This is a genomic window from Leifsonia shinshuensis (assembly GCF_022606355.1).
Classification (GTDB): domain Bacteria; phylum Actinomycetota; class Actinomycetes; order Actinomycetales; family Microbacteriaceae; genus Leifsonia; species Leifsonia shinshuensis_B.
In genome coordinates this window covers 806,087-831,379 of the sequence record NZ_JAHHZQ010000002.1, presented here as the reverse complement: position 1 = coordinate 831,379, position 25,293 = coordinate 806,087, and the positions used below count along the sequence as shown (strand labels likewise).

At 69.9% G+C, this 25,293-nt stretch carries 24 protein-coding genes; 12 read left to right on the top strand and 12 right to left on the bottom strand.

Annotation, left to right across the window (positions count from 1 at the left end; genetic code table 11):
- Positions 1-84: 84 nt before the first annotated feature.
- Complete coding sequence (locus tag KNO15_RS10895; RefSeq protein ID WP_241703747.1) at positions 85-1,155, top strand: threonine aldolase family protein; 1,071 nt, start codon at positions 85-87, stop codon at positions 1,153-1,155.
- 195 nt (positions 1,156-1,350) lie between these two features.
- Here the strand turns inward: KNO15_RS10895 and KNO15_RS10890 are convergent, their stop codons facing one another.
- Positions 1,351-2,112: a GNAT family N-acetyltransferase gene (locus KNO15_RS10890; protein ID WP_241703746.1), complete on the bottom strand. Its 762-nt coding sequence runs from the start codon at positions 2,110-2,112 to the stop codon at positions 1,351-1,353.
- Between the two features lie 37 nt (positions 2,113-2,149).
- On the opposite strand from KNO15_RS10890, the gene KNO15_RS10885 reads away from it, so the two are divergent.
- On the top strand, positions 2,150-2,473 hold the full coding sequence (locus tag KNO15_RS10885; RefSeq protein WP_241703745.1) for a hypothetical protein: 324 nt from the start codon (positions 2,150-2,152) through the stop codon (positions 2,471-2,473).
- Between the two features lie 48 nt (positions 2,474-2,521).
- On the opposite strand, the gene galU is transcribed toward KNO15_RS10885, so the two are convergent.
- Genes galU through KNO15_RS10865 form a run of 4 tightly spaced genes read right to left on the bottom strand, consistent with a single transcriptional unit; the run spans position 2,522 to position 8,024 of the window.
- Positions 2,522-3,496, bottom strand: coding sequence for a UTP--glucose-1-phosphate uridylyltransferase GalU (gene galU / locus KNO15_RS10880; RefSeq protein WP_241703744.1), 975 nt, complete (start codon positions 3,494-3,496; stop codon positions 2,522-2,524).
- A gap of 53 nt (positions 3,497-3,549) precedes the next feature.
- A complete protein-coding gene (locus tag KNO15_RS10875; protein WP_241703743.1) occupies positions 3,550-4,956 on the bottom strand; it encodes a UDP-glucose dehydrogenase family protein in 1,407 nt (468 codons plus the stop codon).
- Positions 4,957-5,005: 49 nt separating this feature from the next.
- Complete coding sequence (locus KNO15_RS10870; RefSeq protein ID WP_241703742.1) at positions 5,006-6,484, bottom strand: glycoside hydrolase family 26 protein; 1,479 nt, start codon at positions 6,482-6,484, stop codon at positions 5,006-5,008.
- On the bottom strand, positions 6,477-8,024 hold the full coding sequence (locus KNO15_RS10865) for a glycosyltransferase family 2 protein (RefSeq protein WP_241703741.1): 1,548 nt from the start codon (positions 8,022-8,024) through the stop codon (positions 6,477-6,479). Before KNO15_RS10865 ends, KNO15_RS10870 begins: the two co-directional genes overlap by 8 nt.
- A 418-nt stretch (positions 8,025-8,442) precedes the next feature.
- Here KNO15_RS10865 and KNO15_RS10860 point away from each other — a divergent pair, with 418 nt between their 5' ends.
- The gene (locus KNO15_RS10860; protein ID WP_241703740.1) at positions 8,443-8,943 is read left to right on the top strand and encodes a hypothetical protein; all 501 of its coding nucleotides are present in this window, start codon (positions 8,443-8,445) and stop codon (positions 8,941-8,943) included.
- Positions 8,944-9,016: 73 nt separating this feature from the next.
- Here KNO15_RS10860 and KNO15_RS10855 read toward each other — a convergent pair whose 3' ends face one another.
- Positions 9,017-10,612, bottom strand: a complete 1,596-nt coding sequence (locus KNO15_RS10855; protein WP_241703739.1) for a GMC oxidoreductase — start codon at positions 10,610-10,612, stop codon at positions 9,017-9,019.
- Between the two features lie 220 nt (positions 10,613-10,832).
- Positions 10,833-11,180: a UBP-type zinc finger domain-containing protein gene (locus KNO15_RS10850; protein ID WP_241703738.1), complete on the bottom strand. Its 348-nt coding sequence runs from the start codon at positions 11,178-11,180 to the stop codon at positions 10,833-10,835.
- A 147-nt stretch (positions 11,181-11,327) separates the two neighbouring features.
- Between KNO15_RS10850 and KNO15_RS10845 the strand changes: the two genes are divergently transcribed.
- Together KNO15_RS10845 and KNO15_RS10840 are read left to right on the top strand one after the other, a co-directional pair.
- On the top strand, positions 11,328-12,317 hold the full coding sequence (locus KNO15_RS10845) for a CorA family divalent cation transporter (RefSeq protein ID WP_241703737.1): 990 nt from the start codon (positions 11,328-11,330) through the stop codon (positions 12,315-12,317).
- A 99-nt stretch (positions 12,318-12,416) separates the two neighbouring features.
- Complete coding sequence (locus KNO15_RS10840; protein WP_241703736.1) at positions 12,417-13,007, top strand: nitroreductase family protein; 591 nt, start codon at positions 12,417-12,419, stop codon at positions 13,005-13,007.
- A 73-nt stretch (positions 13,008-13,080) separates the two neighbouring features.
- Here the strand turns inward: KNO15_RS10840 and KNO15_RS10835 are convergent, their stop codons facing one another.
- Both KNO15_RS10835 and KNO15_RS10830 read right to left on the bottom strand, forming a co-directional pair.
- Positions 13,081-14,130 (bottom strand): zinc-dependent alcohol dehydrogenase family protein, encoded by a 1,050-nt coding sequence (locus tag KNO15_RS10835; RefSeq protein WP_241703735.1) that lies wholly within the window; start codon positions 14,128-14,130, stop codon positions 13,081-13,083.
- A gap of 61 nt (positions 14,131-14,191) precedes the next feature.
- A complete protein-coding gene (locus tag KNO15_RS10830) occupies positions 14,192-18,031 on the bottom strand; it encodes a beta strand repeat-containing protein (protein WP_241703734.1) in 3,840 nt (1,279 codons plus the stop codon).
- Positions 18,032-18,246: 215 nt separating this feature from the next.
- Here KNO15_RS10830 and KNO15_RS10825 point away from each other — a divergent pair, with 215 nt between their 5' ends.
- Genes KNO15_RS10825 through KNO15_RS10800 form a run of 6 tightly spaced genes read left to right on the top strand, consistent with a single transcriptional unit; the run spans position 18,247 to position 21,003 of the window.
- A complete protein-coding gene (locus KNO15_RS10825) occupies positions 18,247-18,705 on the top strand; it encodes a DUF6916 family protein (RefSeq protein WP_241703733.1) in 459 nt (152 codons plus the stop codon).
- Positions 18,705-19,169: a GNAT family N-acetyltransferase gene (locus tag KNO15_RS10820; RefSeq protein WP_241703732.1), complete on the top strand. Its 465-nt coding sequence runs from the start codon at positions 18,705-18,707 to the stop codon at positions 19,167-19,169. Before KNO15_RS10825 ends, KNO15_RS10820 begins: the two co-directional genes overlap by 1 nt.
- The gene (locus tag KNO15_RS10815) at positions 19,166-19,462 is read left to right on the top strand and encodes a DUF6916 family protein (protein WP_241703731.1); all 297 of its coding nucleotides are present in this window, start codon (positions 19,166-19,168) and stop codon (positions 19,460-19,462) included. Before KNO15_RS10820 ends, KNO15_RS10815 begins: the two co-directional genes overlap by 4 nt.
- Positions 19,459-19,968, top strand: a complete 510-nt coding sequence (locus KNO15_RS10810) for a phage tail protein (RefSeq protein WP_241703730.1) — start codon at positions 19,459-19,461, stop codon at positions 19,966-19,968. The genes KNO15_RS10815 and KNO15_RS10810 overlap by 4 nt, the downstream gene beginning before the upstream one ends.
- Before the next feature lie 14 nt (positions 19,969-19,982).
- A complete protein-coding gene (locus KNO15_RS10805) occupies positions 19,983-20,480 on the top strand; it encodes a phage tail protein (RefSeq protein WP_241703729.1) in 498 nt (165 codons plus the stop codon).
- A 7-nt stretch (positions 20,481-20,487) separates the two neighbouring features.
- Positions 20,488-21,003, top strand: coding sequence for a phage tail protein (locus KNO15_RS10800; protein WP_241703728.1), 516 nt, complete (start codon positions 20,488-20,490; stop codon positions 21,001-21,003).
- Between the two features lie 65 nt (positions 21,004-21,068).
- Here KNO15_RS10800 and KNO15_RS10795 read toward each other — a convergent pair whose 3' ends face one another.
- Positions 21,069-23,228 carry an ATP-dependent Clp protease ATP-binding subunit gene (locus tag KNO15_RS10795; protein WP_241703727.1) on the bottom strand — a complete coding sequence of 720 codons (2,160 nt, stop codon included), beginning with the start codon at positions 23,226-23,228 and terminating at the stop codon, positions 21,069-21,071.
- Between the two features lie 139 nt (positions 23,229-23,367).
- On the opposite strand from KNO15_RS10795, the gene KNO15_RS10790 reads away from it, so the two are divergent.
- Complete coding sequence (locus KNO15_RS10790; protein ID WP_241703726.1) at positions 23,368-23,718, top strand: hypothetical protein; 351 nt, start codon at positions 23,368-23,370, stop codon at positions 23,716-23,718.
- Between the two features lie 88 nt (positions 23,719-23,806).
- On the opposite strand, the gene KNO15_RS10785 is transcribed toward KNO15_RS10790, so the two are convergent.
- Positions 23,807-24,496, bottom strand: coding sequence for a copper resistance CopC family protein (locus KNO15_RS10785; protein ID WP_241703725.1), 690 nt, complete (start codon positions 24,494-24,496; stop codon positions 23,807-23,809).
- On the bottom strand, positions 24,493-25,290 hold the full coding sequence (locus KNO15_RS10780; protein WP_241703724.1) for a YcnI family copper-binding membrane protein: 798 nt from the start codon (positions 25,288-25,290) through the stop codon (positions 24,493-24,495). Before KNO15_RS10780 ends, KNO15_RS10785 begins: the two co-directional genes overlap by 4 nt.
- Positions 25,291-25,293 lie beyond the last annotated feature (3 nt).

Below are 25,293 nucleotides of genomic sequence, written 5' to 3'. Positions count from 1 at the left end.
TCAGGTTTTACATTTATTTTGCGCCCGCGGCGGTGCCTCCCCCCGGAGAGGCGCGCTGTCGCCGGGCGAATCTAGGATGGACGGGTGACGCTTCAACTCCACGACCTGAACCTGCGCGGCTTCGCCTCCGACAACTACGCGGGTGTGCACCCCGAGATCCTCGACGCGATCGCCGCGGCCAACACCGGCCACCAGATCGCGTACGGGGAGGACGTCTACACCGAGCGCCTCCACGAGGTGTTCGCCGAGCACTTCGGCGAGGGCGTCCAGGTGTTCCCCGTGTTCAACGGGACGGGCGCCAACGTGGTCGGGTTGCAGTCGATGGTGCCGCGCTGGGGCGCGGTCGTCTGCGCGAAGACGGCCCACATCAACACCGACGAGGCGGGGGCGCCCGAGAAGGTGGGCGGGCTCAAGCTGCTGCCCGTCGAGACCACCGACGGCAAGTTGACGCCCGAGCTGATCGACCGGGAGGCGTGGGGCTGGGGCGACGAGCACCGGGCGCAGCCGCTCGTCGTGTCCATCACGCAGACGACGGAGGTCGGCACCGCGTACACCGTCGAGGAGATCCGCGCGATCGCCGACCACGTGCACGCGCGCGGCATGAAGCTGCACATGGACGGCGCCCGCATCTCGAATGCCGCAGCGACCCTCGGGGTGCCGCTGCGGGAGTTCACCACGGACGCCGGCGTCGACGTGCTGAGTTTCGGCGGAACCAAGAACGGCATGCTCTACGGCGAGGCCGTCGTGGTGCTCAACCCGGCCTCCTCCGAGGGGCTGCTCTACCTGCGCAAGCTGAACATGCAGCTCGCCTCGAAGATGCGCTTCATCTCCGCGCAGCTCATCGCCCTGCTCACCGACGATCTCTACGTGCGGTCGGCCTCACACGCGAACGCCATGGCCTCCCGCCTGCGCGGCGCATTGGAGGCCGGGATCGCCGACGGCAGCATCCGGGGCGTCGGCTTCAGCCAGGCCACCGAGGCGAACGGCGTTTTCGCGACCCTCCCCGCCGGCGTCGCCGACCGGCTTCGCGAGCACTTCCGGTTCTACGATTGGGATGCGTCGCGCAACGAGGTGCGCTGGATGTGCTCGTTCGACACCTCGGAGCAGGACATCGACGACTTCGTGGCGGCACTGGTCGGCGAGCTGTCGGCCTGACGGCACACCGGCGCTCAGCGAGTCCCTCGCATTGGGGACACACCGGGGTACAAAAATGTCCTCCATATGGCCGACAAGTTTGCTAGTCTCTAAGAGTCGTCGGAGGAACCCGAATAATCCACCGGTGATAACCCCGAAACGTATGCCGGGCAGTGTGGAGTATCCCTAGTATCCACACCGCCCGGCATCGTGGGTTTAACGAGGTCGTGCCAGCCGTACCTTCTCCCAGTACGAGTAGCCGGAGACCTGGACGAAGCCGAGCTCGGCGTACAGGGCATGCGCGGCCGCGTTGTCGGCGAGCACCTGCAGCCAGAGGTTCTCGACGCCGCGGTCGGACGCCGCGACGGCGAGCGCGCCCGCAAGACTGCGGGCCAGTCCGCGCCTGCGGGCCCGCGGGAGGGTGGCGACCGCGTAGAGGCCGCCCCACTCTCCGACCAGGGCGAGCCGGGCGACCGCGTCGGGTGCGGCGGGATCGCCGGACCACGCGTACAGCGCCGGGCCGCCCGAGAGGATGCGCGCGACGGTCTCTCGCTCGCGGTCGCCGCCGCGACCGTCGACCTCCCACCAGGTGTCGAGCCAGCCGGGAGGGGCGACGTCCGCGACGACGCCGGACGACCGCGACGATGCAGTGCGCGCGACCGCCTCGCTGCCGGCGACGAGGATGTCCGTCGGCGAATGCTCGCGGTAGTGGCGTCGCGCGAGCGCGACCGCGAGGCCGGGCGGCGAGGCGGGACTGACCTGGAACACGGCCGGAAGGCCGCGTTCGGAGTACCATGCCTCGGCCCGGCCGATCGCGTCGTCCAGGTCGGGCGCCTCAGCGGAGGCGAGCACCGAGTTCGCCCGGTTGGTGACGCCCCCGGAGGCGCGGAGCGTCCAGCCTCCCAGCTGTTCTGTCTCGAGCGCCGGCCAGCCGCGGTCGGCGAGCCGATCGAGGAGCGCGGGTTCGGTGGGGAGCATCTGTCGACGCTAACGCACCGGGCGTACCGTTCGTGGCATGACCGACACGAAGGACGCCGCAGCCCGCACCGCCGAACCGTTCCCGGATGCAGAGGTGGCCGGCCTGAGCGCCAAGACCGTGGCGCACGTCGTCCATTACCGCAGGAAGACCTACGTCACCATGCCGTCGGAGGGCTACGCCTTCCTCAAACGCCTCCGCACGTTGCTGCGCGACGGCACGACCGACCTCGTGCCGCTGGTGCACAGGGACGGCTTCGTCTGGCTGGCGATCGGGCCGAGCATCCCGGTCGCTGTCGACGAAGTGGAGGCCGAGCGCGGGGAGAGCGAGAAGCACGCGCTGAAGCGGCTCGGCCTCCACTAGCCGTTCAAGCCGGCGCCGTGACGGGCGGCGGCGTCCGCCCAGGGCGGATCAGGCCCCGGCGATCTGCAGCAGCTGCCGCGCCGCCGGTTCGATCGGCAGTGGCAGCGCCGGGATGCTGCCGGTGTCGGCGGGCCCGGCGTTCTCGGCGAACTCGCGCAGCCACGGCAGCAGCTCGGGGCCGAGGTCGTCGCGCGCGACGGCGAGCTGCACGATCGCCTTCAGGTAGTCCAGCCGATCCCCTGTGTCGTAGCGGCGACCGCGGAAGACGACGCCGTGCACGCCACCCGTCCACGCCGGCGCCGTCGCCAGGCCCTCCAGCGCGTCGGTCAGCTGGATCTCGCCGCCCTTGCCGGGCGCGGTCTTCTCGAGGATGTCGAAGATCTCGGGACGCAGCACGTACCGTCCGATCACCGCGTAGTTCGACGGCGCGTTCTCGCGGCTCGGCTTCTCGACGAGACCGGTGATGCGCACAACGTCCTCCTGGTCGGTCTCGACGACCGCGGCAGCGCCGTACAGGTGGATGCTCTCCGGCGGCACCTCCATCAGCGCGACGACCGTGGTGTTGAGCGCGTGCTGCACCTGGAGCATGCGGGTGAGCAGCGGGTCGCGCTCGTCGATGATGTCGTCGCCGAGGAGCACGGCGAACGGCTCGTGGCCGATGTGGGCCTTGGCGCGGAGCACCGCGTGACCGAGGCCCTTGGGGTCGCCCTGGCGCGTGTAGTGGAGGTCGGCGAGCGACGTCGAGTAGCTCACCTTTCGCAGCTTGTCGGTGTCGCCCTTGCGCACGAGGGTGTCCTCGAGCTCGGCGTTGCGGTCGAAGTGGTTCTCGAGCGCGTTCTTGTTGCGGCCGGTGATCATCAGCACGTCGTTGAGGCCGCTGGCGACGGCCTCCTCGACGACGTACTGGATGGCCGGCTTGTCGACGACCGGGAGCATCTCCTTGGGCATGGCCTTGGTCGCCGGCAGGAACCGGGTGCCGAGTCCTGCCGCGGGGATCACAGCCTTCGTAACGTAACTGCTCATCTCTTACTCGCTTTCTCTGTTCGCCTCACCCCGAGGGTGGATGTCGGTGTGCGTCAGTGGATGGGGACGGGGAGGGCGTCGGGGACGAGTGCGGCGGTCTCGGGCACCCGGCCCATGCCGAGGACGGTCCAGCCGGCAGCGTTCCAGGAGGCCGCGTCGAGGCAGTTGCGCGCGTCGATGACGGTGCTGCCGCTCGCCAGCGCACCCAGTCGCGCGGGGTCTGCACCGGTGAACTCGTCCCACTCGGTGAGCACGACCGTCAGGTCGGCACCGTCGACGGCCTCCTCCATCGACTCCGCGTAGCCGAGGGTCGGGAAGAGTCGCTGGGCGGTTCCGCGCGCCTGCGGGTCGTAGACGACCACCTGGGCGCCGCGCAGGTGCAGGGCCGCCGCCACGTTGAGCGCCGGCGAGTCGCGCACGTCGTCGGTGTGCGGCTTGAACGCGGCGCCGAGCACACCGATGCGACGGTTGAGGACGGACCCGCCCAGCGCCTCGAGCGCCAGGTCGATGACGCGCTGCCTGCGGCCCATGTTGATCTCGTCCACCTGCTGCAGGAGGCCGACCGCGGCGTGCGCGCCGAGCTCGTTCGAGCGGTGCATGAGTGCCCTGATGTCCTTCGGGAGGCAGCCGCCGCCGAAGCCCAGGCCCGCGTTGAGGAACTGGCGTCCGATGCGCGCGTCGTGGCCGAGCGCATCCGCCAGCAGGGAGACATCGGCTCCGGCGGCGTCGCACACCTCGGCGATCGCGTTGATGAACGAGATCTTGGTGGCGAGGAAGGCGTTGGCGCTCACCTTCACCAGCTCGGCGGTCGGCAGGTCGGCCACCAGCACGGGCGTGCCGTCGGCGATCGGCCGGGCGTAGACGCGGCGGAGGAGGGCCTCCGACCGCTCCGACGTTCCGCCGAAGACAAGCCGGTCGGGGCGCAGCGTGTCGTCGACGGCCTTGCCCTCGCGCAGGAACTCGGGGTTCCAGACGAGTTCGACGTCCACCTCGGCCGGCGCGGCCTCCGCCACGATCGCGCGCAGGCGGGCGCCGGTCCCGACGGGGACGGTCGACTTGCCGACGATCAGGGCGTCGTGGGTGAGGTGGGCGGCGATGCCGCGCGCCGCAGCCTCCACGTAGCTCAGGTTCGCTGCGAACGAACCGGACTGCTGCGGGGTGCCGACGCAGATGAAGTGCACGTCGGACACCGCGACGGCCTCGGCGATGTCGGTCGTGAAGCGCAGGCGACCTGCGGCGACGTTGCTGCGGATGAGCTCGGGGAGGCCCGGCTCGAAGAAGGGCGCGCGGCCCTCGGTGAGTTCGGCGACCTTGTGCGGGTCGGTGTCGACGCCGATGACGTCGAAGCCGAGCTCCGCCATGGCCGCGGCGTGCGTGGCCCCGAGGTAGCCGGTGCCGATCACGCTGATGCGCGGGGCCGGCTGCTCCTTGGGCTTCTTGGTGGAGGAGGTGGAGGTCATGTGCGTTCCTTCCGTGGCGAGCGAACGGGGATCTGGGGAATCCAGGGGTCTACGGGGCTGGAGTGAGCGTGAAGTCGTCTTCCGGTCTGGTGAGGCCGGCGATGAACGCCGACAACGTGTCCGCCCGGGAGTCGATGCGCCAGTCGTTGGTGGCGCGCACGCCCTCCACGTAGCTGGTCACGGCGAGGTTGAACCACGAGAAGCCGATGACGTCGGAGTTCTCGGGTTTGGCGAGGCCGTTGAAGAACGAGGTGATCCAGGCGGCCTTGTGGCCTTCGGTCTCCGACGCCCCGACCTCGGCGAGGATGATCGGCTTCTTCGTGATGCTCCGGAGCTTGTCCAGGCTCGGCTTGAACGTGTAGTCGAAACTGAAGTCGTTGTCGGACTTGTACGGAGGCCGCAGGTAGCCGGAGAGGCCCACCCAGTCGACGTACTGGTCACCCGGGTACAGGTTCTCGAGGTAGCCCGCCGCCTTGTGCGAGGCGGGGAGGTTGTTCACGATGTTCGGCGCCCACACCCAGACCACCAGGTCGTTCGCGCCCTCCTGCTGGAAGATGTCGTGCACGTGGCGCCACATCTTCACGTAGTCGCCCGGGCTGTTCCCGTTGATCGATTTGCCTGCGCCGTCGTTCTCGGACCACGGGTACCAGATGCCGTTCATCTCATGGTCGAGCCGCAGGGCGAGCGGGAGACCGGTGGCCACGATGTCCTTCGCGTACTGGTGCAGGTAGGCGTCGAAGTCGCCGCCGATGATCTTCGGCAGGGAGTAGTCGGGGGCGACGTTGGACTCATTGCTCGAGTTGATCGGGCGCGACTCCCACGTCATCATCGGCATCCGGCCCTGCTGCCAGGCCCGAGTGACGGCATCGCCGCGGAACGTCTGGTCCCAGCCCTGGAAGTAGCCGACGAGGTTCGGGGAGACGCCGATCTTCGAGCTGGTGGAGTCGAACGTCGCCCAGTTGAAGGGCGCCTGGTCGGTGTACATGCCGAAGTAGCGCGACGACGGGTTGACGAGGTCGGCACGGGCCGGCGCCGTCACGGGGGTAGCCCCGTTGCCGGAGGAACCGGGGTTCGCCGGCTTGCCGGATGCGCCGGCACCCCGGGACGCGTGGCCCGCCTTCGCCTGGGCGGCGGCGAGCTGCGCCTTGAGGCTCGCGAGCTCGTTCTGCGCGGCCAGGGTCTTCTGCTGCGCCGCCGCGAGCTGCTTGGCGGAACCGGCCTGGGCGGCCAGCGCCTGCGCCTGCATCGCGGTCAGCTTGCCCTTCTGCGAGGCGATGGTCTGCGTGGCGCGGCTCAGGTTGCGCTTGAGCTCGGCGTTCTGGGCGGCGAACGGGGTGATCGTCTGGGTCGCGTCGGCGACCGCATCGCGGAGCGGTGCTCCCGTCGGCGACACCCAGACGTAGGCGGAGATTCCGACGAGCACCAATGCGAGGGCGAGGAACGCGGCGGCGGTCGCCTGCGATCGCGACTTCGACTGCGCCCACCAGGAGTGGGCGCGGCTGCTGAGGGTAGAGGTCGGGCTAGACAAGGAACAGGGCCTCCAGGGTCAGGATCGCGATTCCGATCAGGTACGGGATGGCGGCGAGGGGGTTGCGCTTGCGGCGCGCAGGCTTGGTGGACTTCTTGGTGGAGGCCTGTGCCTGGGTCTTGGCCTCGGCGCGCGTGACGACGGCGGTCGCGGGTCGCGTGGCCGTGGCCAGCGCTGTGGCCGAGCTCACGCCGCCCACCTCGTCGGGAAGACCGGCGATCGGGATGGCGCCGGACGGCGCGGAGATCGACCCGAGGGATGCGATCTCGTCCTCCGAGCTGATCTGGCCGGGGCCGCCCGCGTACGCTCCGGCCCGGGTACCCCACCCGCTGGCGTGCGCCATGCGGAAGAACCCGATGAGCCGGATCGGCATGAGGAAGAACGTCGACACGATGATGAACACCGGCAGTCGGAAGAAGTCGGTCGGCTTCTCGGACAGGTGTCGGATCTGGCGGATCGACATGCTGATGACCGAGGAGGCGACCATCAGGGCGACGACGGTGACGATCCCGCCCTGGATCCCGTAGGACTTCAGGAAGCCCTCGTAGAAGTTGTAGCCCTCCCCCGTGATCGACCGGTACACCCAGCCGCCGAGGACGCCCGCGAGGATGAACGGCAGCAGGATGTCCATCACGAAGAAGAACGACAGGACCGGGGCGTGGCCGAGCATCCACGGCAGCATGCGCAGGGTGTTGTACTGGCTGCCGCGCGCCCAGCGCAGCTGCTGCTTGAAGAGCTTCTTCACCTTCAGCGGGGCATCCGTGTAGACGAGGCTGGTGTGCTGGTACACCGTGCGGTAGCCCTCTTTGAGCGTGAGGTTCGTGAGGGTGCGGTCGTCGGAGACCTCCAGGAACACCCCGAGGAACTTCTCGGTCATGAACTTGTCCATGACCCGCATCAGGATCGAGCGACGGAACGCGATGGTGCGGCCGGGCAGGCAGCCGATCTGGCCGACGACGCTCTGCGCCGGCATCGAGTACAGGGCGCGGGAGTTCTCCAGCCAGTCCGCCCACCGCGTGATCCACGACCGCTCGGGCTCCAGGATCCGCTGCTTGGTGGTGACGCCGCCGACGCGCTGATCGGCGAACGGCTTGACGAGCTCGCTCAGCGTGTCCTGCGTCCACACCGTGTCCGAGTCGACGAGCACGGTGATCTCGCCCGTGGACATCTTCGTCCCGATCATCACCGCGTTCCGCTTGCCGGGAATGGGGGTGTGCACCCAGCGCACCAGCGGCGCGAACTCCTCACACACCTCGGCCAGCTCCGGGTTGGGAGCGCCGTTGATGACGACGATGATCTCGCCCGGCTTCTGCTCGACCATGCGGCCCAGCACGTCGCGGAACAGGTCGAGCGGCTCGTCCACGACCGGTACGACGACGCTGGTCGTGCCGTGGAACTCCTCGGTGTACGGGCGATAGCGACGGGACATCAGGACTTTCACGATCCAGATGACCCAGATCAGGGCGGAGTAGATGGCGAACAGATAGAACTCCGGATGTCCGCCGAGCATGTGCCGGAGTTGCAGCAGGAAGATGAACACGAGGCAGACCTCTCACTGAGGGAATGGGGGGTGGCATCCACGACGGCGGGGATCTGGTCGGTTCGGGTTTTCACAGTTCTACGGGTCTCCTCCACGGCCCGCAAGTGGGGGTGGAACGCACTTGACGGCGTGGCCCCCATCTGTATTCGGGGGACATGTCCGCAGACACGCCGACACGACGCACCACTCGGCATCGACCCCACCAAACCCCAGGTCTGGCCGCAAATCCAACCACGGAATCCCGGGAGTGGCGCGAGTCGATCCGCCGAGAATCTGTACCCCGGAACGAGGGTGAGAACGCTCTCTGTAAAGTTACGAAGTTTTACACGGCCGTCACACAGCGTTCACACCCGGAGTACGCTCACCGACCCCCGAAAGACCTCTACTGTGCGTGGCGCCCGGAGGCTATGCTGACGCCGTGACCGCAGTCGAGCGCTCCACCCGTCGAACGACCCGCCGCACCGTCGCGCGACGTCGCGCGGCCGCCGCGATCGTGGGCGTCGCGATCCTCGGCCTCCTCACCGGCTGCGACCTCCTGGCCCCGCAGGACACGAAGTACATCCAGGAGACGGCCGACGGCGTCAACGGCGACATCGGGGCGATCTTCATCGGCAACGCCGTGCTCCTCACCTCCGACCCGTCCGGCACCACCGGCCTGGTGGCGACCCTCGTCAACCAGGGCGAGTCGGACGAGCACGTGCGGATCAGCACCGGCTCCGGCGCCGAGACGGTGACCGTCAAGCCGGCCGAATCGGTGCAGCTCGGCACTCCGGGCGGCCGGGAGGTGACCTTCGAGGGGCTCGGCGCGAAGCCGGGTTCGCTGACGTTCGTGACGTTCGAGACCAGCACCGAGACCGAGACGCTGAACGTGCCGGTGCTGGACGGATCACTGCCGCAGTATCAGGATCTGGTGCCGTAATCGTCGGGAGAGAGCGGACCGGGGCGCCGACGCCCCTTCGCGGTGAGCGCCGGCGACCCGGTCAGCGTCGCTGTCAGATCCCGCGTGCGAGGATGTCGTCCATCGCCCGCTCGGCGAGCGCGGCGATCGTCAGGGACGGATTCACGGTTCCCGTGCTGCCGGGGATCGCCGCCCCGTCCACCACGTAGAGCCCGTCGTATCCGTTCACGCGACCGAAGGTGTCGGTCGCCTCACCGAGAACCACGCCGCCGAGCGGGTGCGCCGTGAACGAGGCGTTGACGTCGGGTGCCAGGCCTGGAAACCCGGTACCGACGAAATTGGCGCGAGCGATCTTGTCGTGCACCGCCCGCAACGCAGCGACCACGCGGTCGTTTCCGCCTCGAGGCCAATCGAGCACGACCTTCTTGGTGGCGGCGTCCCAGCGGAAGGACGCTCTGGTGGAGTCGAGCACCATTCCCAGCGATCCGATCAGCCCGACGTTGAGCGGAAGGCCAGGCACGTACCAGTTCTCGAGAGACAGCGGCAGACCAGTCTCATCGAGGACACGGGATGCCGACGGCGACCCCTGCGTGAGCCCCTCCGACAGAGAGCACGTGCGGACGAGCGCCGCATCGCCGTTCGTCCCCCACCCGGTGCCGACCGCACCGCTGAGCGCCGGCAGAGTCCGCAGGGCTTTGGCCTTGACCAACAGTTCGGAGGTTCCGATGGAGCCTGCGCCGAGGAAGAGCCGGTCGCAGGTGACCCGACGGGTCTGCTGCACCTTTCCGCCGGGTGCGATGACCCGGATGTCGACCCAGTACCGACCGGAGGAATCCCTGCCGATCGCATCGACGACGTGGCTGTGGTGGACGGAGACGTTGCCGGTGGCGAGCGCGGCGGGCAGAACGTTCTGCGTGAGATCGTACTTCGCGGCGTTGGAGTTGCCATAGTTGCTTTCGCCGATCGTGGCCGACGAACGCGAACGGCCATCGAGCTCGGCACGCACGACATCCCAGTCGAAGATCGAGTCGAGCGGCTGCGGCTCGAAGCCCGCCTTGCGCGCTTGCGCGTCCCAGACCCGCGAATGACCGAACGGCTGCGACCGATAGACGTCGTCGGGCATCGGCGACGCCTTGAGTCGGGCGCGCGCCCGTGGGTAGTAGACCTCGTGCATCTTCTCGAAGTCGACGCGATCATCGAACACGGTGCGGAAGAAGCGCTCCTCCGGCTCGATGAGGACACCCGTGAAGACGACGGAGCCGCCACCGACCGCAGCTCCTCGCCAGACCTGGATGTTCGCGTAGTCCGTGGCGTCGAGGACGCCTCCGAATTTCGGAGTGGCGACGGGGACTCCGCTGATGCCGGTGAACGACCGCCGGTGCCAGAGGGCTCGGCCGTCGGGCAGGGCGTCGTTGGCGAAGATCGCACGGTTCGGGTCGCGCGGCCACGGAAGCCCTCGCTCGAGCACGGCGGTGCGGATTCCCGCCTCGCCGAGCCGGAGCGCTGCGATCGAGCCCCCGAAGCCCGACCCGATCACCAGAGCGGGCATGTGCGTGGGAACCGCCTGCGGCGCCACGAAGATCTCGGGCACCATGACGCTGTACTTGGCGACCGCCAGCCCGTCGAGGACGGTCGGCGAGGTGGCGCCGTCCGGAAGCGGATTCGCCGCGGCGGGCGTCCCGCCGAGCATGCCCACTCCCGTTGCCGCCGCAGCGGCAGCTCCGAGCGTCGCGGAGGAGAGTAACGATCGACGCGATATAACCATCTGATCCATCCAATTTCAATGTAGAACGATAGTTGCAACACTATCTACACAGAAAGGTCTGTCTCAACCACGGGCCGGCGACGCGAGCTCACAGGGGTCGGCGCTCAGCGGGAGCGCTGGCCCGCCGGCGGTTCGGCACGCGTTGCTAGCGTGCCGCGAGGATGCTCCGCCAGTTCTCCGGCACCCGCTCCTGCGGCCCCGGAACGGTCTGGGGCTCCGGGCGGCTCTGCGGAGGCGCGAGCCGCGGCCCGTCGACGTAGGCGTCGAGTGCGAAGTTCCAGAACCACTCCTCGCCCGGCTCGAAGCTCTGGATGACGGGGTGGCCGGTCTCCGCCGCATGCGCGCGTGCGTGCCGCGAGAGCGAGTCGTCGCAGCAGCCGACGTGGCCGCACTCGGCGCACCGCCGCAGGTGCACCCACCAGCCGCCGTCGGCGTCGCAGTCGACGCACCCGGTGCCCGAGGGTGGGACTGCGGGGTCGATCCCATCGGTCATCGCCGCCTCCTCGTGTGGGTACAGCCAGCCTAGGCACCGAAGGACCCCAGCGGAACCATGCCGCGACTCTGAGAGATTCATCATGCGCGCCCTGCGGTGTCCCAGCACGGCAGGCCGTAAGTTGGAGCGTCGCATCAGGGAGGTCGCGTGTCGCAACAAGTGCAGGAGTCGCTCCGCATTCGGGGAGCGCTCTTCGACGGTGACGAGCGCGCGGGGATCGGAACCGTGGGCGAACTGTTCGAGAAGCTGCAGACGAGCACCGCGTTCGGCTACCTCGAGATCAGCGACCCCGACCGCCTGCAGCTGTCCGAGCTGGCGGAGCGCCTCGGGGCGCCGGAGCTGCTCCACCCTCCGGCGTCCGCGTCGAGCGGCCACCTCCCCCTGGTCGCCGGCGAGCATGTGCGGCTGTCGACGCACCGGGTGCAGCTGGAGGAGCCGACGTTCCAGCTGGTGGTCGCCGACCTCCACATCTACGTGCTGCCGCGGCTGCTCATCCTCGACCACGACGGCGGATTCGACACGGCCCGGCTGCGCTCGAGGCTCGACACCGAGAAGCGCCACCGCGATCAGGGTGTCGGCTGGCTGCTCTGGATCGTGCTGGACGAGCTGCTGGCGGAGGCGGGGGCGGCGCTGTCGGCGCTCGACGACGAGCTCGACGACATCGAGGATGTGCTGCTGTCCGTCGGCGCCAAGCCCGCGGCCATCCAGAACCGTGTCTACCGGCTGCGCAAGTCGGCAGCCAGGCTGCGGCGCTGCCTGCTGCCGCTGCGCGACGCCGTCGACGCCCTGCTGCGACGGGAGGCCGACTGCGTCAGCGCTCCCCTGTTCCCGCTGTTTCAGGGCCTCTACGACAGAGGGGTGCACCACGTGGAGTGGGCCGACTCGCTGCGCGACCTGGTCACGGCGCTCTCGGACACGCAGATCGCGATGGAGGGCAACCGGCTCAACGTGATCATGAAGAAGGTGACCAGCTGGGCGGCGATCATCGCCATCCCCGCGGCGGTGACCGGTTTCTACGGCCAGAACCTGCCGTACCCCGGGTTCAACACCATGGGCGGCCTCTGGACCTCCACCTTGCTCATGGTCGCCGGGTGCGGTGGGCTGTATGTGACGTTCAAGCGCAAGGACTGGCTGTGAGCTGTCTGGAATAGTCGCGCACATCCATGTGTTCTCATGGATATAGCTGGGCAATGGAGCCTCGAGCACCCCCTAACCACGTCGAGGAGAACCCATCCCATGTCGCTGATCGACACCGCCACCCGCACCGCCGACACCTCCCTCCCCCTGCTCCCGGTTCTGGCCGAGCGCTGGAGCCCCCGTGCCTTCGACACCGAGGCCGTGATCGACGAGGCCAAGCTCACCGCCGCCCTCGAGGCCGCGCGCTGGTCGCCGTCCGCCAACAACTCCCAGCCGTGGCGGTTCATCGTCGCCCGGCGCGGCACCGCGGCGTTCGACACGATCGTCGCGAACCTCATGGGCTTCAACCAGGTGTGGGCGGGCGCTGCCGGCGCTCTCGTCGTCGCCCTCGCCGAGGTCGCCGACGCTGACGGCAACGAGCGCCGCTGGGCCACCTACGACGTCGGCCAGGCCGTCGCCCACTTCAGTGTGCAGGCGCACCACGAGGGCCTGCACACGCACCAGATGGGCGGCTTCGACCCCGCTGGTCTGCGCGCAGCGTTCGACCTCGACGAGCGCTTCGTCCCGGTGTCGGTGACCGCGGTCGGCATGCTCGGCGACGTGGACGCTCTCCCCGCGCCGCTGCGCGAGCGGGAGCTCGCTCCGCGCACCCGCAACGCGCTCGACGACATCCTCGTCGTCAACTCCTGACACACGCGAAGGGCACGTCGTTGTCACTTTCGTGCGCGAAAAGTGACAACGACGTGCCCTTCGGCGTTCCGGGTCAGGGGCGGACGAGGGTCTTGATGGCCCGGCGGGAGTCCATGGCGGCGTAGGCCTCCGCGATGTCGGAGAGCGGCAGCTCGAGGTCGAAGACGCGGCCCGGCCGGATGGCGCCGGACCAGACGTCCTGCAGCAGCTCCTCCACGTAGTTGCGCACAGGGGCGACGCCGCCGTTCACGCCGACGTTCGTGTTGAACAGGGTGCGGATCGGAAGCTCGGCGCCGCCGTTGGGCACGCCGACGTAGCCGACCATGCCACCCGGGCGGGCGGAGCGGATCGCCTGGTCCATCGACTCCTTGGTGCCGACCGCCTCCAGGACGCAGTCGGGGCCGATGCCGTCGAACAGCTCCTTGACCGCCGCGACACCGGCGTCGCCGCGCTCGGCCACGATGTCCGTCGCGCCGAACTCGCGCGCGAGCGCCTGGCGGGACTCGTGCCGCGACATCGCGACGATGCGTGACGCCCCCAGGCGCGCGGACGCGAGCACGCCACACAAGCCGACCGCGCCGTCGCCGACCACGACGACCGTGCTCCCCTCGGTCACGCCCGCCGACAGGGCGGCGTGGTGGCCCGTGCCCATGACGTCGGAGAGGGTGAGCAGGCTCGGGACGAGGTCGTCGGCGGGATACTCGGGCGTCGCCACGAGCGAGCCGTCGGCGTGCGGCACGCGCACCTTCTGCCCCTGGCCGCCGTCGGCGAAGCCGCCGAGCTGGTCGTCCGCGCCCCAGGCGCCCCCGTGGAGGCACGAGGTGCTGACGCCGTTCTTGCAGTTGAGGCAGGTCATGTCGCAGTCGTAGAAGGGCGCGATGACGAAGTCGCCGGCGGCGATGGTGCGCACCTCCGGCCCGACCTCCTCGACGACGCCGACGAACTCGTGGCCGATGCGGCGCGGGTTCCTGATGGGTGTGACACCGCGGTACGGCCACAGGTCGGAGCCGCACACGCAGGCCGCCACGACCCGCACGATGGCGTCTCCGCCGGTGGACAGGACGGGATCGGGGACTTCCTCGAGGCGAACGTCGCGTTCGCCGTGGATCACGGTCGCAAGCATGAGGCTGAGCCTACGCTTTCTCGCTGATGCGCTGGTTCCCGCTGGTGCGCCGGCCCGGTTCCTATGCCCGCCGAGCCCGTCTGCGCACCACCAGCAGCCCACCGGCCGCCAGCAGCAGGAGCGCGAGCAGCGCCGCGAAGCCGACGTCGCTGCCGGTGTCCGCGAGGCCGTTGCCGGAACCGGTGGAGGCCGTGGCGGATCCTCCGGAGCCGGTCGCCGCGCCCGCGCCTGCGGTCCCTCCGCCCGTGGAGCCGCCCGTGGAGCCGCCCGGCAGCACGAAGTCGGTGCGCAGCACGCGCGTGCTGCCGTCCGGCGCGGTTCCGATGGCGACGAACGAGTGGGCTCCTGTGTAGCCGGCGGGGATGACGATGGTCGCCGTCGCTGTGCCGTTGACGTCGGCGTTCACCACAGCCAGCACGACGGGCGACGAGTAGATGCCGAAGGTCACCGGCGATCCGGCGGCGAAACCGCCCGCCGTGAGGACGATCGTCTGGCCCGCCTGTGGCGACGACGGCACGCCGGGCAGCGCAGCGTTCCCGGTCGGGGGCACGAGCGGCAGCGACACCGGCGGGACGTCCGCGACGGTGACGCTCAGCGTCTGGTTCGCGGCACCCGCGGTCAGTGCGACGGTGCTGGTGCCGGGCACGTCGAGCGTGCGCCCCGCGATCGTCGCCGTCCCGTCGCCGTTGTCGGTGAAGGTCAGGCCACTGGGCAGGGTGCCGGTCATCGTGATCGCCGCGACCGCCGGGTAGGCGTGAGCCGTGGTGACCGTGAAGTCCACGTCGACACCGCGCTCGACGGCGAGCGTCGCCGGGCTGGTGACGGCTCCGGCCTCCTGGACCGTCAGTGTGAACGTCTGCGAGACCGTCGGAGCCGGCGCGTTCGCCGCCGACACGGTCACGGCGTAGACGCCGCCGCTCCCGGCAGCAGGGGTCCCGGTGAACACCGCGGTACCGTCGCCGAGGTCGACGAAGCGCACGCCGCTCGGCAGTGATCCGGAGACGCTCAGCGCCCGGGCGGCTGGGAATCCGGCCGTCGTCGTGACCGTGAACGAGCCGGAGACCCCCGCGGTGAACGTGGTGGCCGCCGCGCTCGTGAACACGGACGACTGCAGCACCGTCAGCACGAACGACTGTGTCGCGTCCGGGAGCGAGCCGTTCGCCGCCGAGATCGCGATCGGGTACGTGCCGCCGGCGCCTGCGGCGGGGGTGCCGGAGATCGTCGCGGTGCCGTCGCGGTTGTCGGTGAACGTCAGCCAGGAGGGCAGCGTCGTCGTCGTGCTCAGCGCCGGTGCGGGCGAGCCGCTCGTCGTGACGGTGAACGTCCCGGGCGTACCGGCCGTGAACTCCGCCGCGGCGGCACTGGTGATCGTCGGCGTCAGGGTCACGGTGAGCGTCGCGGGCAGCGTCGTCACGGTTCCGGACGCGTTGTCGAACCGTGCGGCGTAGCGGTAGCCGTTGTCCGCCAGCGCGGCCGTGAAGCTGAGCGTCGTGGCTGTCGCTCCGGCGATCGCCGTGTACGTCGCACCCCCGTCGGTCGAGCGGACCCACTGCACGGTCGGGGCCGGGTAGCCCGTGGCCGAGGCCGTGAACGCCGCCGTCCCTCCGTCGCCGACGGTCAGGGCGGCCGGCGCGAGCGTGATCACGGGCGTCGCGGCCACCACGAGGGTCAGGGTCATATACGTGGAGCCGGCGCTGGAGGTCGCTCCGAGCAAGACGGGGAAGGAGCCGCCGGTGCCGGTCGGAGTGCCCGAGATCGTCGCGGTCCCGTCTCCGTTGTCGATGAACGTGACGCCGGGGGGCAGCGTGCCGCTCGCCGACAGGGCCGGCACGGGATAGGAGTGGGCCGTGGTCACCGTGAAGGCGAAGGCCGTCCCGACCAGCGCGTTCGTCTGAGCGCTGCTGGTGAGCCTCGGCGCCTCGAGCACGGTGAGGGTGAGGGACTGCGTCGCCGGCGAGCCGACGCCGTTCGCGGCGTTCAGCGTGACGGTGACGATGCCGCCCGCGCCGGCTGCCGGGGTGCCGGCGATCGTCGCTGTGCCGTTCCCGTTGTCGGTGAAGGTCAGCCCAGAGGGCAGCGTGCCCGCGAGGGTGATCGGCGTCGGGTTCGGGCGTCCTGTCGTGGTCACGGTGAAGGAGCCCGCGGTGCCGACGGCGAACTGAGCCGACGACGCACTGGAGAACGCGGGTGTCTGGTTCAGGGTGTACGGGATGGTCTGGGTGGCTGTGCCCGCCGTATTCGAGGCCGCAACGGTCAGCGAGTAGTCGCCGGCCGGACCGGTGGGCGTGCCGGTCAGCGTCGCCGTGCCGTCGCCGTGATCGACGATGCTCAGCCCCGCCGGCGGTGTGCCCTGGAGGGCGAAGCTCGGCGTCGGGTAGCCGGTCGCGGTCAGCACCGACGACTGCGCCTGGCCGACGATGCCGGTCAGTGGGCTCGTGCTTGTGATGGCGGGCTTCGCGTAGACGAGGACCGGGACCGTGACATGGGCCTGGTCGAGCGCTGCGGTGACCGTTGCGGTGCCGGGATTGACGGAGGAGAAGGTCGTGGAGCTCTGCCCAGTCGCGAGCGGGCCGGCGCTCGGCAGTACCGACGCCCCCGGGATGCCGGCGACGGTCCAGATGACGTTGAGACCGGTGAGCGCGCCGAGCTGACCGACTGGCACGGAGGCGCCGGCGGAGTCGACGAGCAGGGAGGCGGTCAGCCCGGTGGTGGTCGCCGGCTGCACGACCGGCGACTGGCTCGCCGACGCCGTGAGTGTGAGGTACGGCGCGGTGGCGACCGTATTCAACACGGTGTCGCAGCCCGTCGCGCCCGGTCCGCCCGCGCATCCCCACCAGTTGCGCGTCGCGGTGATCGCGCCGCCCAGGTTCGCGACCGCGGTTCCGGAGTTGCCGCTGATGCGGTTGTACTGCGCGGTCACGGTGCCGCCGGTCACGCCGATGGCGGACCCGCCCGCACTGCTGTTCTGGTTGGCGATGAACGTGGAGCCGGTGACGCTGAGCGCACCGCCGTCGAGCCACAGGCCGGCGCCGCGGAAGAGCCCGGACCCACCGTTCACGGTGTTGCCGCTGAACAAACTGTTCGTGACCGACAGGGGCGCCCCCTGTCCCGGGTCGCTGACCGCGACGGCCGCGCCACCGGTGGCATTCGTGGCGATGCCCGTGTTGCCGTAGAACGTGGAGTCGGAGATGGACAAGGCCTGACCGAAGGTCCCGACGCTCTGGTAGTAGATCGCGCCCCCGGAGCCCGTGCCTGCGTCATTGCTCTGGAACGTCGAGCCGGTCACCGTGAGCGAGCCTCCGACGAACTGGACGGCGCCGCCGGGGTTGTTGGTGCCGCCGACCGTGTTGGCCTTGTTGGCGACGAACTGGGAGTTCTTGATGACGAGGGTGTCCGGGCGGGCAGGGTCGCTCGAGCCGCCGAGCAGGGCGCCACCGCCGTACACGTTGTCGACGCCGCCGGTCACTTTCAGCCCGTCGAGCGTCGCCTTCACCGCACCGACCGGACCCGGGTCGACGAAGAACACCTGGTGCTGACCGTCGCCGACGATCGTCGGGGCGCCCTGGCCGGTGATCGTGATGTCCGCACCGCTCGTCGTGCCGACCAGCAGGGAGCCGAGGGAGGCGGAGAGCGAGTACGTGCCGGCCGGCACGACGACCGACTGCGCGCCACCCAGATTGTTCGCCACGCACAGCGCGTTGCGGAGTGTGGCCGGAGAGCCCTGCGTGGTGACGCCCGGCTGGGAGCAGGCGCCGTTGGGGTCGCTGTCGATCGTGGACGACACCGTGAGCGTGCCGGCGGCCTCCGCCGGCAGCACACCGCCGAAGAGACCGGCGACGAGGGCGACGGCCACCCCGGCGGCGAGGAGCGGAAGACGGCGGCGCACAGTCGAAGGCGGCATGACGGGATCGAGCTCCTCGCGGGCGGCCGCACGTTCGGGCGCGCGGGGATCTGATGGCCGCGGATCGGGTCGCGGTGCTCCGATGCTATCGGCGCGGGAACGGCCGCCGATGTCCCCTCTCTGCGGGCCAGAGCGGGCGGGCACGGATGCCCTAAGCTCGCCTCAGGCTGCACGCGACCCGACCCGCGGCGCGACCTTTCCAGGAAGGACACCCCTTGCCCGAGTTGTCGCGCCGTGCCGTCATGGCGACCGCACTGGGCGGACTCGGCGTCGCCGCCGCAGCCGCCCTCCCCGCCGCTCCCGCCATCGCGCGCGGGATCTCCGGCACGGGAGCGAGCGCCGTCACCGGTCGCATCGTGGCCGAGACCACGGACCCGGTGCGCTCGCTCTTCACGCCCGCCGTCGGCCGCACCTTCCGCGCCACCGAGAGTGGAGGCGGCGCGAGCGACCGCACCATCGACCTCGTCCTCTCGTCGGTCGAGGACATCGCCGACAGCACCCCCGGTGACGAGAACCGCTTCCTGCTGCTGTTCACGGCCTCCGGATTCACCGCCTCGGACGGCATCTACACGCTGCGCCGCTCCGGCGCCCCGCAGGTCACGCTCTTCCTCAGCGCGATCGGCCCGCGCGGGCTGACCCGCGCGATGCAGGCCGTGGTGAGCCGGACGGCGTGATGGCGCTGCGCACCGTCGAGCTGCGGCCGGCCGTCCCCGCCGACGACGCCTTCCTGCGCCGTGTGTTCCTCGATGCCCGCAGCGGGGAGTTCCCCGGCATCCCGGCCGCCGACCTCGACCCGTTGCTCGCCCTCCAATATCGCGCGCACACCGCGGAGCGCCGCGACCGTCACCCGAGCGCAGAGACCTCGATCATCCTCGACGGCGGCGAGCCGGCCGGAACCATCACCGTCGACCGCGACGGCTCCTGCGTGCACCTCGTCGACATCGCCGTGCTGGCGGAGTACCGAGGACGCGGCATCGCCTCGCACGTGATCGCCGACCTCGTTGCGACCGACGGCCACGTGACGCTGTCGGTGTGGGGACTCAACTTCGGCGCGCGGCGCCTGTACGAACGGCACGGCTTCTCTGTCGTCTCCGAGCAGTTCGGTTATCTGCTGATGGCAACGGAGGTGGACGGATGACCGCGTACGACGATTGGGCCGCCGCGGCCGGGCAGAGCTTCGACGCGGTGAGCCAGGACGGTGAGCGGCGCAGGGTCCGACTCGACTCGGTGAGTCCCGCGCAGCGCGCCAACGGCTGGCTCGGCTACACCCTGCAGTTCACGGCCGCGCCGGACAGCACGCTGCAGCAGGAGACCTACGAGCTCAGCGGCGTCGGCATCGCGGAAGCGGTGTTCCTGGTGCCCACCGGCCGCACCGCAGACGCACTGACCCTGGAGGCCGTCTTCATGGTGGTCGACGAGGAGGAACGATGAGCAACGGCTACGTCGGAGAGATCCGCATGTTCGCGGGCAACTTCGCCCCGGCGGGATGGGCGCTGTGCCAGGGCCAGCTGGTGCCGATCTCGCAGAACGAGACCCTGTTCAACCTGATCGGCACCACCTACGGCGGCGATGGTCTGGACACCTTCGCGTTGCCGAACCTGAACGCCCGTTTCCCCGTGGACGCCGGAACCGGCCCCGGCCCCGCGTTCCAGATCGCCGAGACCGGCGGAGTGGATTCGGTCCTGCTCTCCACGAACCAGCTGCCGCCGCACTCGCACCCCGTCACCGCAGGCTCCGGTGCGACGACGTCGAGCGCGAACAGCGCGTATCCCGGCGCCTGGGCCGACGCGCCGTACACCACGGCCGCACCGGACACCACGCTCGCCTCGCAGCAGATCGCTTCGCAGGGCGGTGCGCAGCCGCACGAGAACCGGCAGCCCTACCTGGCGATGAACTTCATCATCTCCCTGTTCGGCATCTTCCCCAGCCAGAACTGACCCGAGGACAATCCGTGAGCGAACCCTTCCTGTCGGAGATCAGACTCGTCAGCTTCCCCTTCGCCCCCAAGGGCTGGGCGCTGTGCAACGGCCAGTTCATGCCGATCAACCAGAACCAGGCGCTCTTCTCGCTGCTGGGAACCACCTTCGGCGGCGACGGCCGTGTCACCTTCGCACTACCGAACCTGCAGGGACGGGTGCCCGTCGGCGTCGGCAACGGCCACACCCTCGGCGAGATCGGGGGCGAGTACGCACACACCCTGACTGTGCCCGAGATGCCGGCGCACCTGCATCCCGCCGCGGTCGCGTCTGCGGCGACGGTGGGGACCCCGACGTCCTCGACGGTGCTGGCCCAGCCCGGCAAAGCCGCCTATTCGACGAAGGCCGCCGGCGCGATGGCCGCGAGCAGCGTGACCGAGGCCGGCGGCGGTCAGGCACACCAGAACACGGCCCCGTACCTCGTCGTCCAGTACGTCATCGCCCTGCAGGGCATCTTCCCGTCGCAGAACTGAGGCCACCATGAGCGATCCGTTCCTTGCCGAGATCCGGCTCGTCCCTTTCAACTTCGCACCGAAGGGATGGGCGTTCTGCTCCGGGCAGATCCTGCCGCTGTCGCAGAACACCGCGCTGTTCTCGCTGCTCGGCACCACCTATGGCGGCGACGGCAAGACGACGTTCGCCCTGCCGAACCTGCAGGGCCTGACCGTGCTCGGTGCGGACGGCGATCTGTTCCCGCTGGGCCAGCAGGGAGGGGCGGAGGCCGTGGCTCTGACCCAGAGTGAGATGCCGCCCCACAACCACCAGTTGCAGGTGTCGTCCGCCGCGGGAGCGACGACCGACCCCACGGGCGCGACCTTCGCCCGGCCGCGGGTCGGCCGGACCCCCGAGAACGCGTACGGCACGGGGCCGAGTGTCGCGCTCGCACCCGACGCCATCGCGCCCGCCGGCGGCTCCCTCCCCCACAACAACATGCAGCCATATCTGGTGCTGAACTACATCATCGCCACCCAGGGCGTCTACCCGTCGCGGCAGTAGCCGCCGAAGAGTGAGCAGGCGCGGGAATCCGTGACGGGTTCCCGCGCCTGCTCACGTCTCAGCCGCTACTCGCGGATGGGGGCGACGGTGAGGCGGTCCCCCGACGGGTCGAGGTCGACGCGCACCTGGTCGCCGTCGCGGATCTCTCCCGCGAGCAACTCGGTGGCCAGCCTGTCCTCGATCTCGCGCTGCATCAGGCGGCGGAGCGGGCGGGCGCCGTAGATGGGGTCGTAGCCGCGCTCGGCCAGCCAGCGTCGGGCGTCCGGGGTGACCGCCAGCTCCAGCCGGCGCTCCTCCAGCCGCCCCATCAGGCGGTCGATGTTCAACTCCACGATCTCGCCGAGCTCCTCCTGGGTGAGGGCGGAGAACACGACGATGTCGTCGAGGCGGTTGACGAACTCCGGCTTGAACGCCTGACGCACCAGCTGCAGCACGGCCTCCTCGCGCTCCGTCTCGTTCAGAGTCGGGTCGACCAGGAAGTTGCTTCCGAGGTTCGACGTCAGGATGAGGATGGTATTGCGGAAGTCGACCGTGCGGCCCTGGCCGTCGGTGAGCCGACCGTCGTCGAGCACCTGCAGGAGCACGTCGAACACCTCGGGGTGCGCCTTCTCGACCTCGTCAAGGAGGATGACCGAGTACGGACGGCGCCGCACGGCCTCCGTCAGCTGGCCGCCCTGCTCGTAACCGACATAGCCGGGAGGAGCGCCGACGAGCCGGGAGACGGAGAACTTCTCCCCGTACTCGCTCATGTCGATGCGCACCATCGCCTTCTCGTCGTCGAACAGGAACGCGGCGAGCGCCTTCGCGAGCTCGGTCTTGCCCACACCGGTCGGGCCGAGGAACAGGAACGAGCCCGTCGGGCGGCCGGGGTCGGAGATGCCGGCGCGCGTGCGGCGCACGGCGTCGGCGACCGCCTGCACGGCCTTCTTCTGGCCGATGATGCGGCGTCCGAGCTCGTGCTCCAGGTGCAGCAGCTTCTCGGTCTCGCCCTGCGTGAGCCGGGCGACCGGGATGCCGGTCCACGCGGCGACGACCGCCGCGATGTCGTCTGCGGTGACCTGCTCGTTCACCATCCGCGGGTGGTCGGGGTTCTGCTCGGCCTGCTCGGCCTCCGCCAGCTCGCGTTCGATGCCGGGGATCGTCTCGTACTCGATGCGCGAAGCCTCCTGGTAGCGGCCGTCGCGCAGGGCGACGTCGCGTCGGGTCTTCGCCTCTTCGAGCTGCGAGCGCAGCTCGCCGACCCGGTTGAGGGAGGCCTTCTCGGCCCGCCAGCGCTCCTGCAGCGCCTCCAGCTCGGCCTCCTGCTCGTGGAGCCGCTGACGGAGCTGTTCGAGGCGCTCCTTGCTGGCCTCGTCCTTCTCCTTCTTGAGCGCGAACTCTTCGAGCTTCATGCGCTCGACCTGGCGCTGCAGGGTGTCGATCTCGACCGGGGCGGAGTCGATCTCCATCTTCAGCCGGCTGGCGGCCTCGTCGATCAGGTCGATCGCCTTGTCTGGCAGCTGCCGCGCGGTGATGTAGCGGTTCGAGAGGGAGGCCGCGGCGACCAGGGCGGAGTCTTCGATCGTGACCCCGTGGTGCGCCTCGTAGCGGCCTTTGAGCCCGCGCAGGATGGCGACCGTGTCCTCCACGCTCGGCTCGCCGACGTAGACCTGCTGGAAGCGGCGCTCGAGCGCGGCGTCCTTCTCGATGAACTCGCGGTACTCGTTGAGGGTCGTCGCACCGATCAGGCGCAACTCGCCGCGGGCCAGCATGGGCTTGAGCATGTTGGACGCCGCGACGGACCCCTCACCGCCGCCGGCGCCCATGAGGATGTGCAGCTCGTCGACGAAGGTGATGATCTCGCCTTCTGCGTCGTTGATCTCCTTGAGGACTGCCTTCAGCCGCTCTTCGAACTGGCCGCGGTACATCGCGCCGGCGACCAGGGCGGACAGGTCGAGCGACACGAGCTGCTTGCCCTTGAGCGAGTCGGCGACGTCGCCGGCGACGATCCGCTGCGCGAGACCTTCCACGACGGCGGTCTTGCCGACGCCGGGCTCGCCGATGAGCACGGGGTTGTTCTTGGTGCGCCGGGTGAGCACCTGGCTCACGCGCCGGATCTCGGCGTCACGCCCGATCACCGGGTCGAGCTTGCCGCTCTTCGCGATCTCGGTGAGGTTGATGCCGTACTGTTCGAGGGCGCTCTTCGCCTCCTCCTGCGTGGAGGGGGCGCCTTGCATGTTCGCCATTCTCCGCTGTTCCTTTCGAAGTCCTGTACAGAGTTGAGTCTACTAGGCTCAACTTTGGTTTGGCGAGAGGTATTCCGGGTGGCCGATCACGCTCGGCGATCCATGCGTCCCAAGCTAGCCTGCGACTAGCCTGAAGACCATGGTCGACCCGATGGACGCGCGTGTAGTGCTTCTGGACAGTGCCACGGCTGCGACGCTCGCGCAGGTGCTCCCCCTGCTCCTGCTGACCCTCATGGTGGAACTCCGGAGGGTGGAGGTGCACCGACGCGGGCGCATCCGGGTGACCCGCACCCTGCTCGGCCTGTTCTTCCTGTTCTTCGGCATCATCGAGACGGTGCTGGTGCTCTCCATCGACGGCACGTTCATCCCCTTCGAGTGGACCGACCTCGCGCTGGCGCTGATCATCTTCGGCCTGCTGGCGCTGCTTTTCTGGCTCTCGCTGCTGGAGGCGCCGAGCGCCAAGAGGCGCAAGCACGACGACGGCTTGTAACCCTCCTCCCCCGGTGACGCCTGAACGCCGAAGGCACGTCGTTGTCACTTTTCGCGACCGAAAGCGACAACGACGTGCCCTTCGAGGGTCAGTCCTGCGGAGTGTCGTCCGGGGTCGGTGGCTTGCGGCGCGCGGTGAGGATCACGATGAGCACGCCGATCAGGGCGAGGACCACGATCGCGATGCCGATTCCGATGACGAGCGGGAGACCACTGTCGGTGGACGACGGCGCGCTGGTCGGCGCCGCGGTCGACACCGCCTCACCAGGCGTCGGGGCCACAGCCCCCGGGCTCGCCTCCGCGGTTCCAGGCGTCGTGTGCGCTCCGCAGGTGGGCGATGCCGAGCCGGTCGAGGCCGGGGCTGTGCCCGCCGCGGGTTCGTACTCGAAGCCGTACGTGCCCGAGACCGTGTGGCCGTCCGCCGAGACGGCCTGCCAGTCGACGGTGTACGTTCCGGCCGCGCCGAGCGCCACCGGCACGGTCACACCGCGATCGAGGATGGTCGGGCATCCGGTCTCGAAGTAGCGGCCGCCCGAGGTCACCTGGAGGATGGCTGATTTGCCGTCGCCGGTCAGGTCGAGCACCCGGTCGTTGAACGTCAGGCTCACCTGCGTCAGCGGTTCCGTCTGCGTGGCGCCGCTCGCCGGCGAGCTCTCGACCAGGTAGTCGTGCGCGCTGGCAGCCGCCGCGGGAGCCAGCGCCAGGGCGGCGGCCAGCAGAACGACGCCGGCGGTCGCGATGCCGCGACGGACGGTGGTGCTGTTCTCCACGATCGTCACTTGGTCCCTTCCGACGGGGAGGACGGCGTCGGCGCAGTGGCGGCACGCGGCCGCCGGGTCAGCGCCAGCACCGCCACGACGAGCGCGGCGGCACCGAGCACGAGGCCGCCGATCCCGAGCCCGATCGCCGTCGCGGCCGCAGCGGGCGAGGCCGCGGACTGCGCCGTCGGAGCGACCGCGGTCGGCGTCGCGAGCAGCCCAGGAGTGGAGCCCGCGGCGGCCGGGGGCGCGTCGGTGATGTAGACCGTGGGCGCCGGGTGCTCCGGCTCCGCTCCGGAGGCCGGGGTCTTCTCGTCCCAGTCCACGACCGTGCCGTCGGAGTAGTACTGGTGCGTGGGCAGGAGGATGCTGCCGGTGTCGGGCATCGCACCGGCCGAGATCACGAACTGCTGGAACTGGCCCGGTGCGATCTGGACGCCCTGCTCTGCGGTCCAGACGACCTTGACCGGCGCCTCCGTGACCGTTCCGTCGTCGGTCTTGATCGGCTTCGCGAGCTTGTCGGTCACGACCTGCGTCGTCCAGCCGGCAAGAGGCTGATACGACACCGACCCGAGCGGCGTATCGGTGGGGAGGTCGACCTCCAGCTTGACCGTGCCGGCCGTCGCCGACTCGGTGGGGACCTTGAAGGTGAGCGTGGCGTAGCTGCCGACCGCCGCCTGGTCGGGGTCGACGTGGACATGTGCGCTGGCGGCGAGCGGCGCCGCGAGGGCGAGGGCGATCGCGGCGAGGGATGCCGTTCCGGCGATGGCAGTGGTGCGGAAGCGCAGGGTGCTGCGCGAGGTGCTGCTGTTCATGGG

Bases quoted from the DNA above. Each gene is read 5' to 3' on its own strand.
- KNO15_RS10890 (WP_241703746.1), bottom strand. From the start codon at position 2,112: ATGCTCCCCACCGAACCCGCGCTCCTCGATCGGCTCGCCGACCGCGGC.
- KNO15_RS10885 (WP_241703745.1), top strand. From the start codon at position 2,150: ATGACCGACACGAAGGACGCCGCAGCCCGCACCGCCGAACCGTTCCCG.
- galU (WP_241703744.1), bottom strand. From the start codon at position 3,496: ATGAGCAGTTACGTTACGAAGGCTGTGATCCCCGCGGCAGGACTCGGC.
- KNO15_RS10875 (WP_241703743.1), bottom strand. From the start codon at position 4,956: ATGACCTCCACCTCCTCCACCAAGAAGCCCAAGGAGCAGCCGGCCCCG.
- KNO15_RS10855 (WP_241703739.1), bottom strand. From the start codon at position 10,612: ATGCTCGGCGGGACGCCCGCCGCGGCGAATCCGCTTCCGGACGGCGCC.
- KNO15_RS10850 (WP_241703738.1), bottom strand. From the start codon at position 11,180: ATGACCGATGGGATCGACCCCGCAGTCCCACCCTCGGGCACCGGGTGC.
- KNO15_RS10840 (WP_241703736.1), top strand. From the start codon at position 12,417: ATGTCGCTGATCGACACCGCCACCCGCACCGCCGACACCTCCCTCCCC.
- KNO15_RS10835 (WP_241703735.1), bottom strand. From the start codon at position 14,130: ATGCTTGCGACCGTGATCCACGGCGAACGCGACGTTCGCCTCGAGGAA.
- KNO15_RS10830 (WP_241703734.1), bottom strand. From the start codon at position 18,031: ATGCCGCCTTCGACTGTGCGCCGCCGTCTTCCGCTCCTCGCCGCCGGG.
- KNO15_RS10820 (WP_241703732.1), top strand. From the start codon at position 18,705: ATGGCGCTGCGCACCGTCGAGCTGCGGCCGGCCGTCCCCGCCGACGAC.
- KNO15_RS10815 (WP_241703731.1), top strand. From the start codon at position 19,166: ATGACCGCGTACGACGATTGGGCCGCCGCGGCCGGGCAGAGCTTCGAC.
- KNO15_RS10810 (WP_241703730.1), top strand. From the start codon at position 19,459: ATGAGCAACGGCTACGTCGGAGAGATCCGCATGTTCGCGGGCAACTTC.
- KNO15_RS10800 (WP_241703728.1), top strand. From the start codon at position 20,488: ATGAGCGATCCGTTCCTTGCCGAGATCCGGCTCGTCCCTTTCAACTTC.
- KNO15_RS10795 (WP_241703727.1), bottom strand. From the start codon at position 23,228: ATGGCGAACATGCAAGGCGCCCCCTCCACGCAGGAGGAGGCGAAGAGC.
- KNO15_RS10790 (WP_241703726.1), top strand. From the start codon at position 23,368: ATGGTCGACCCGATGGACGCGCGTGTAGTGCTTCTGGACAGTGCCACG.
- KNO15_RS10780 (WP_241703724.1), bottom strand. From the start codon at position 25,290: ATGAACAGCAGCACCTCGCGCAGCACCCTGCGCTTCCGCACCACTGCC.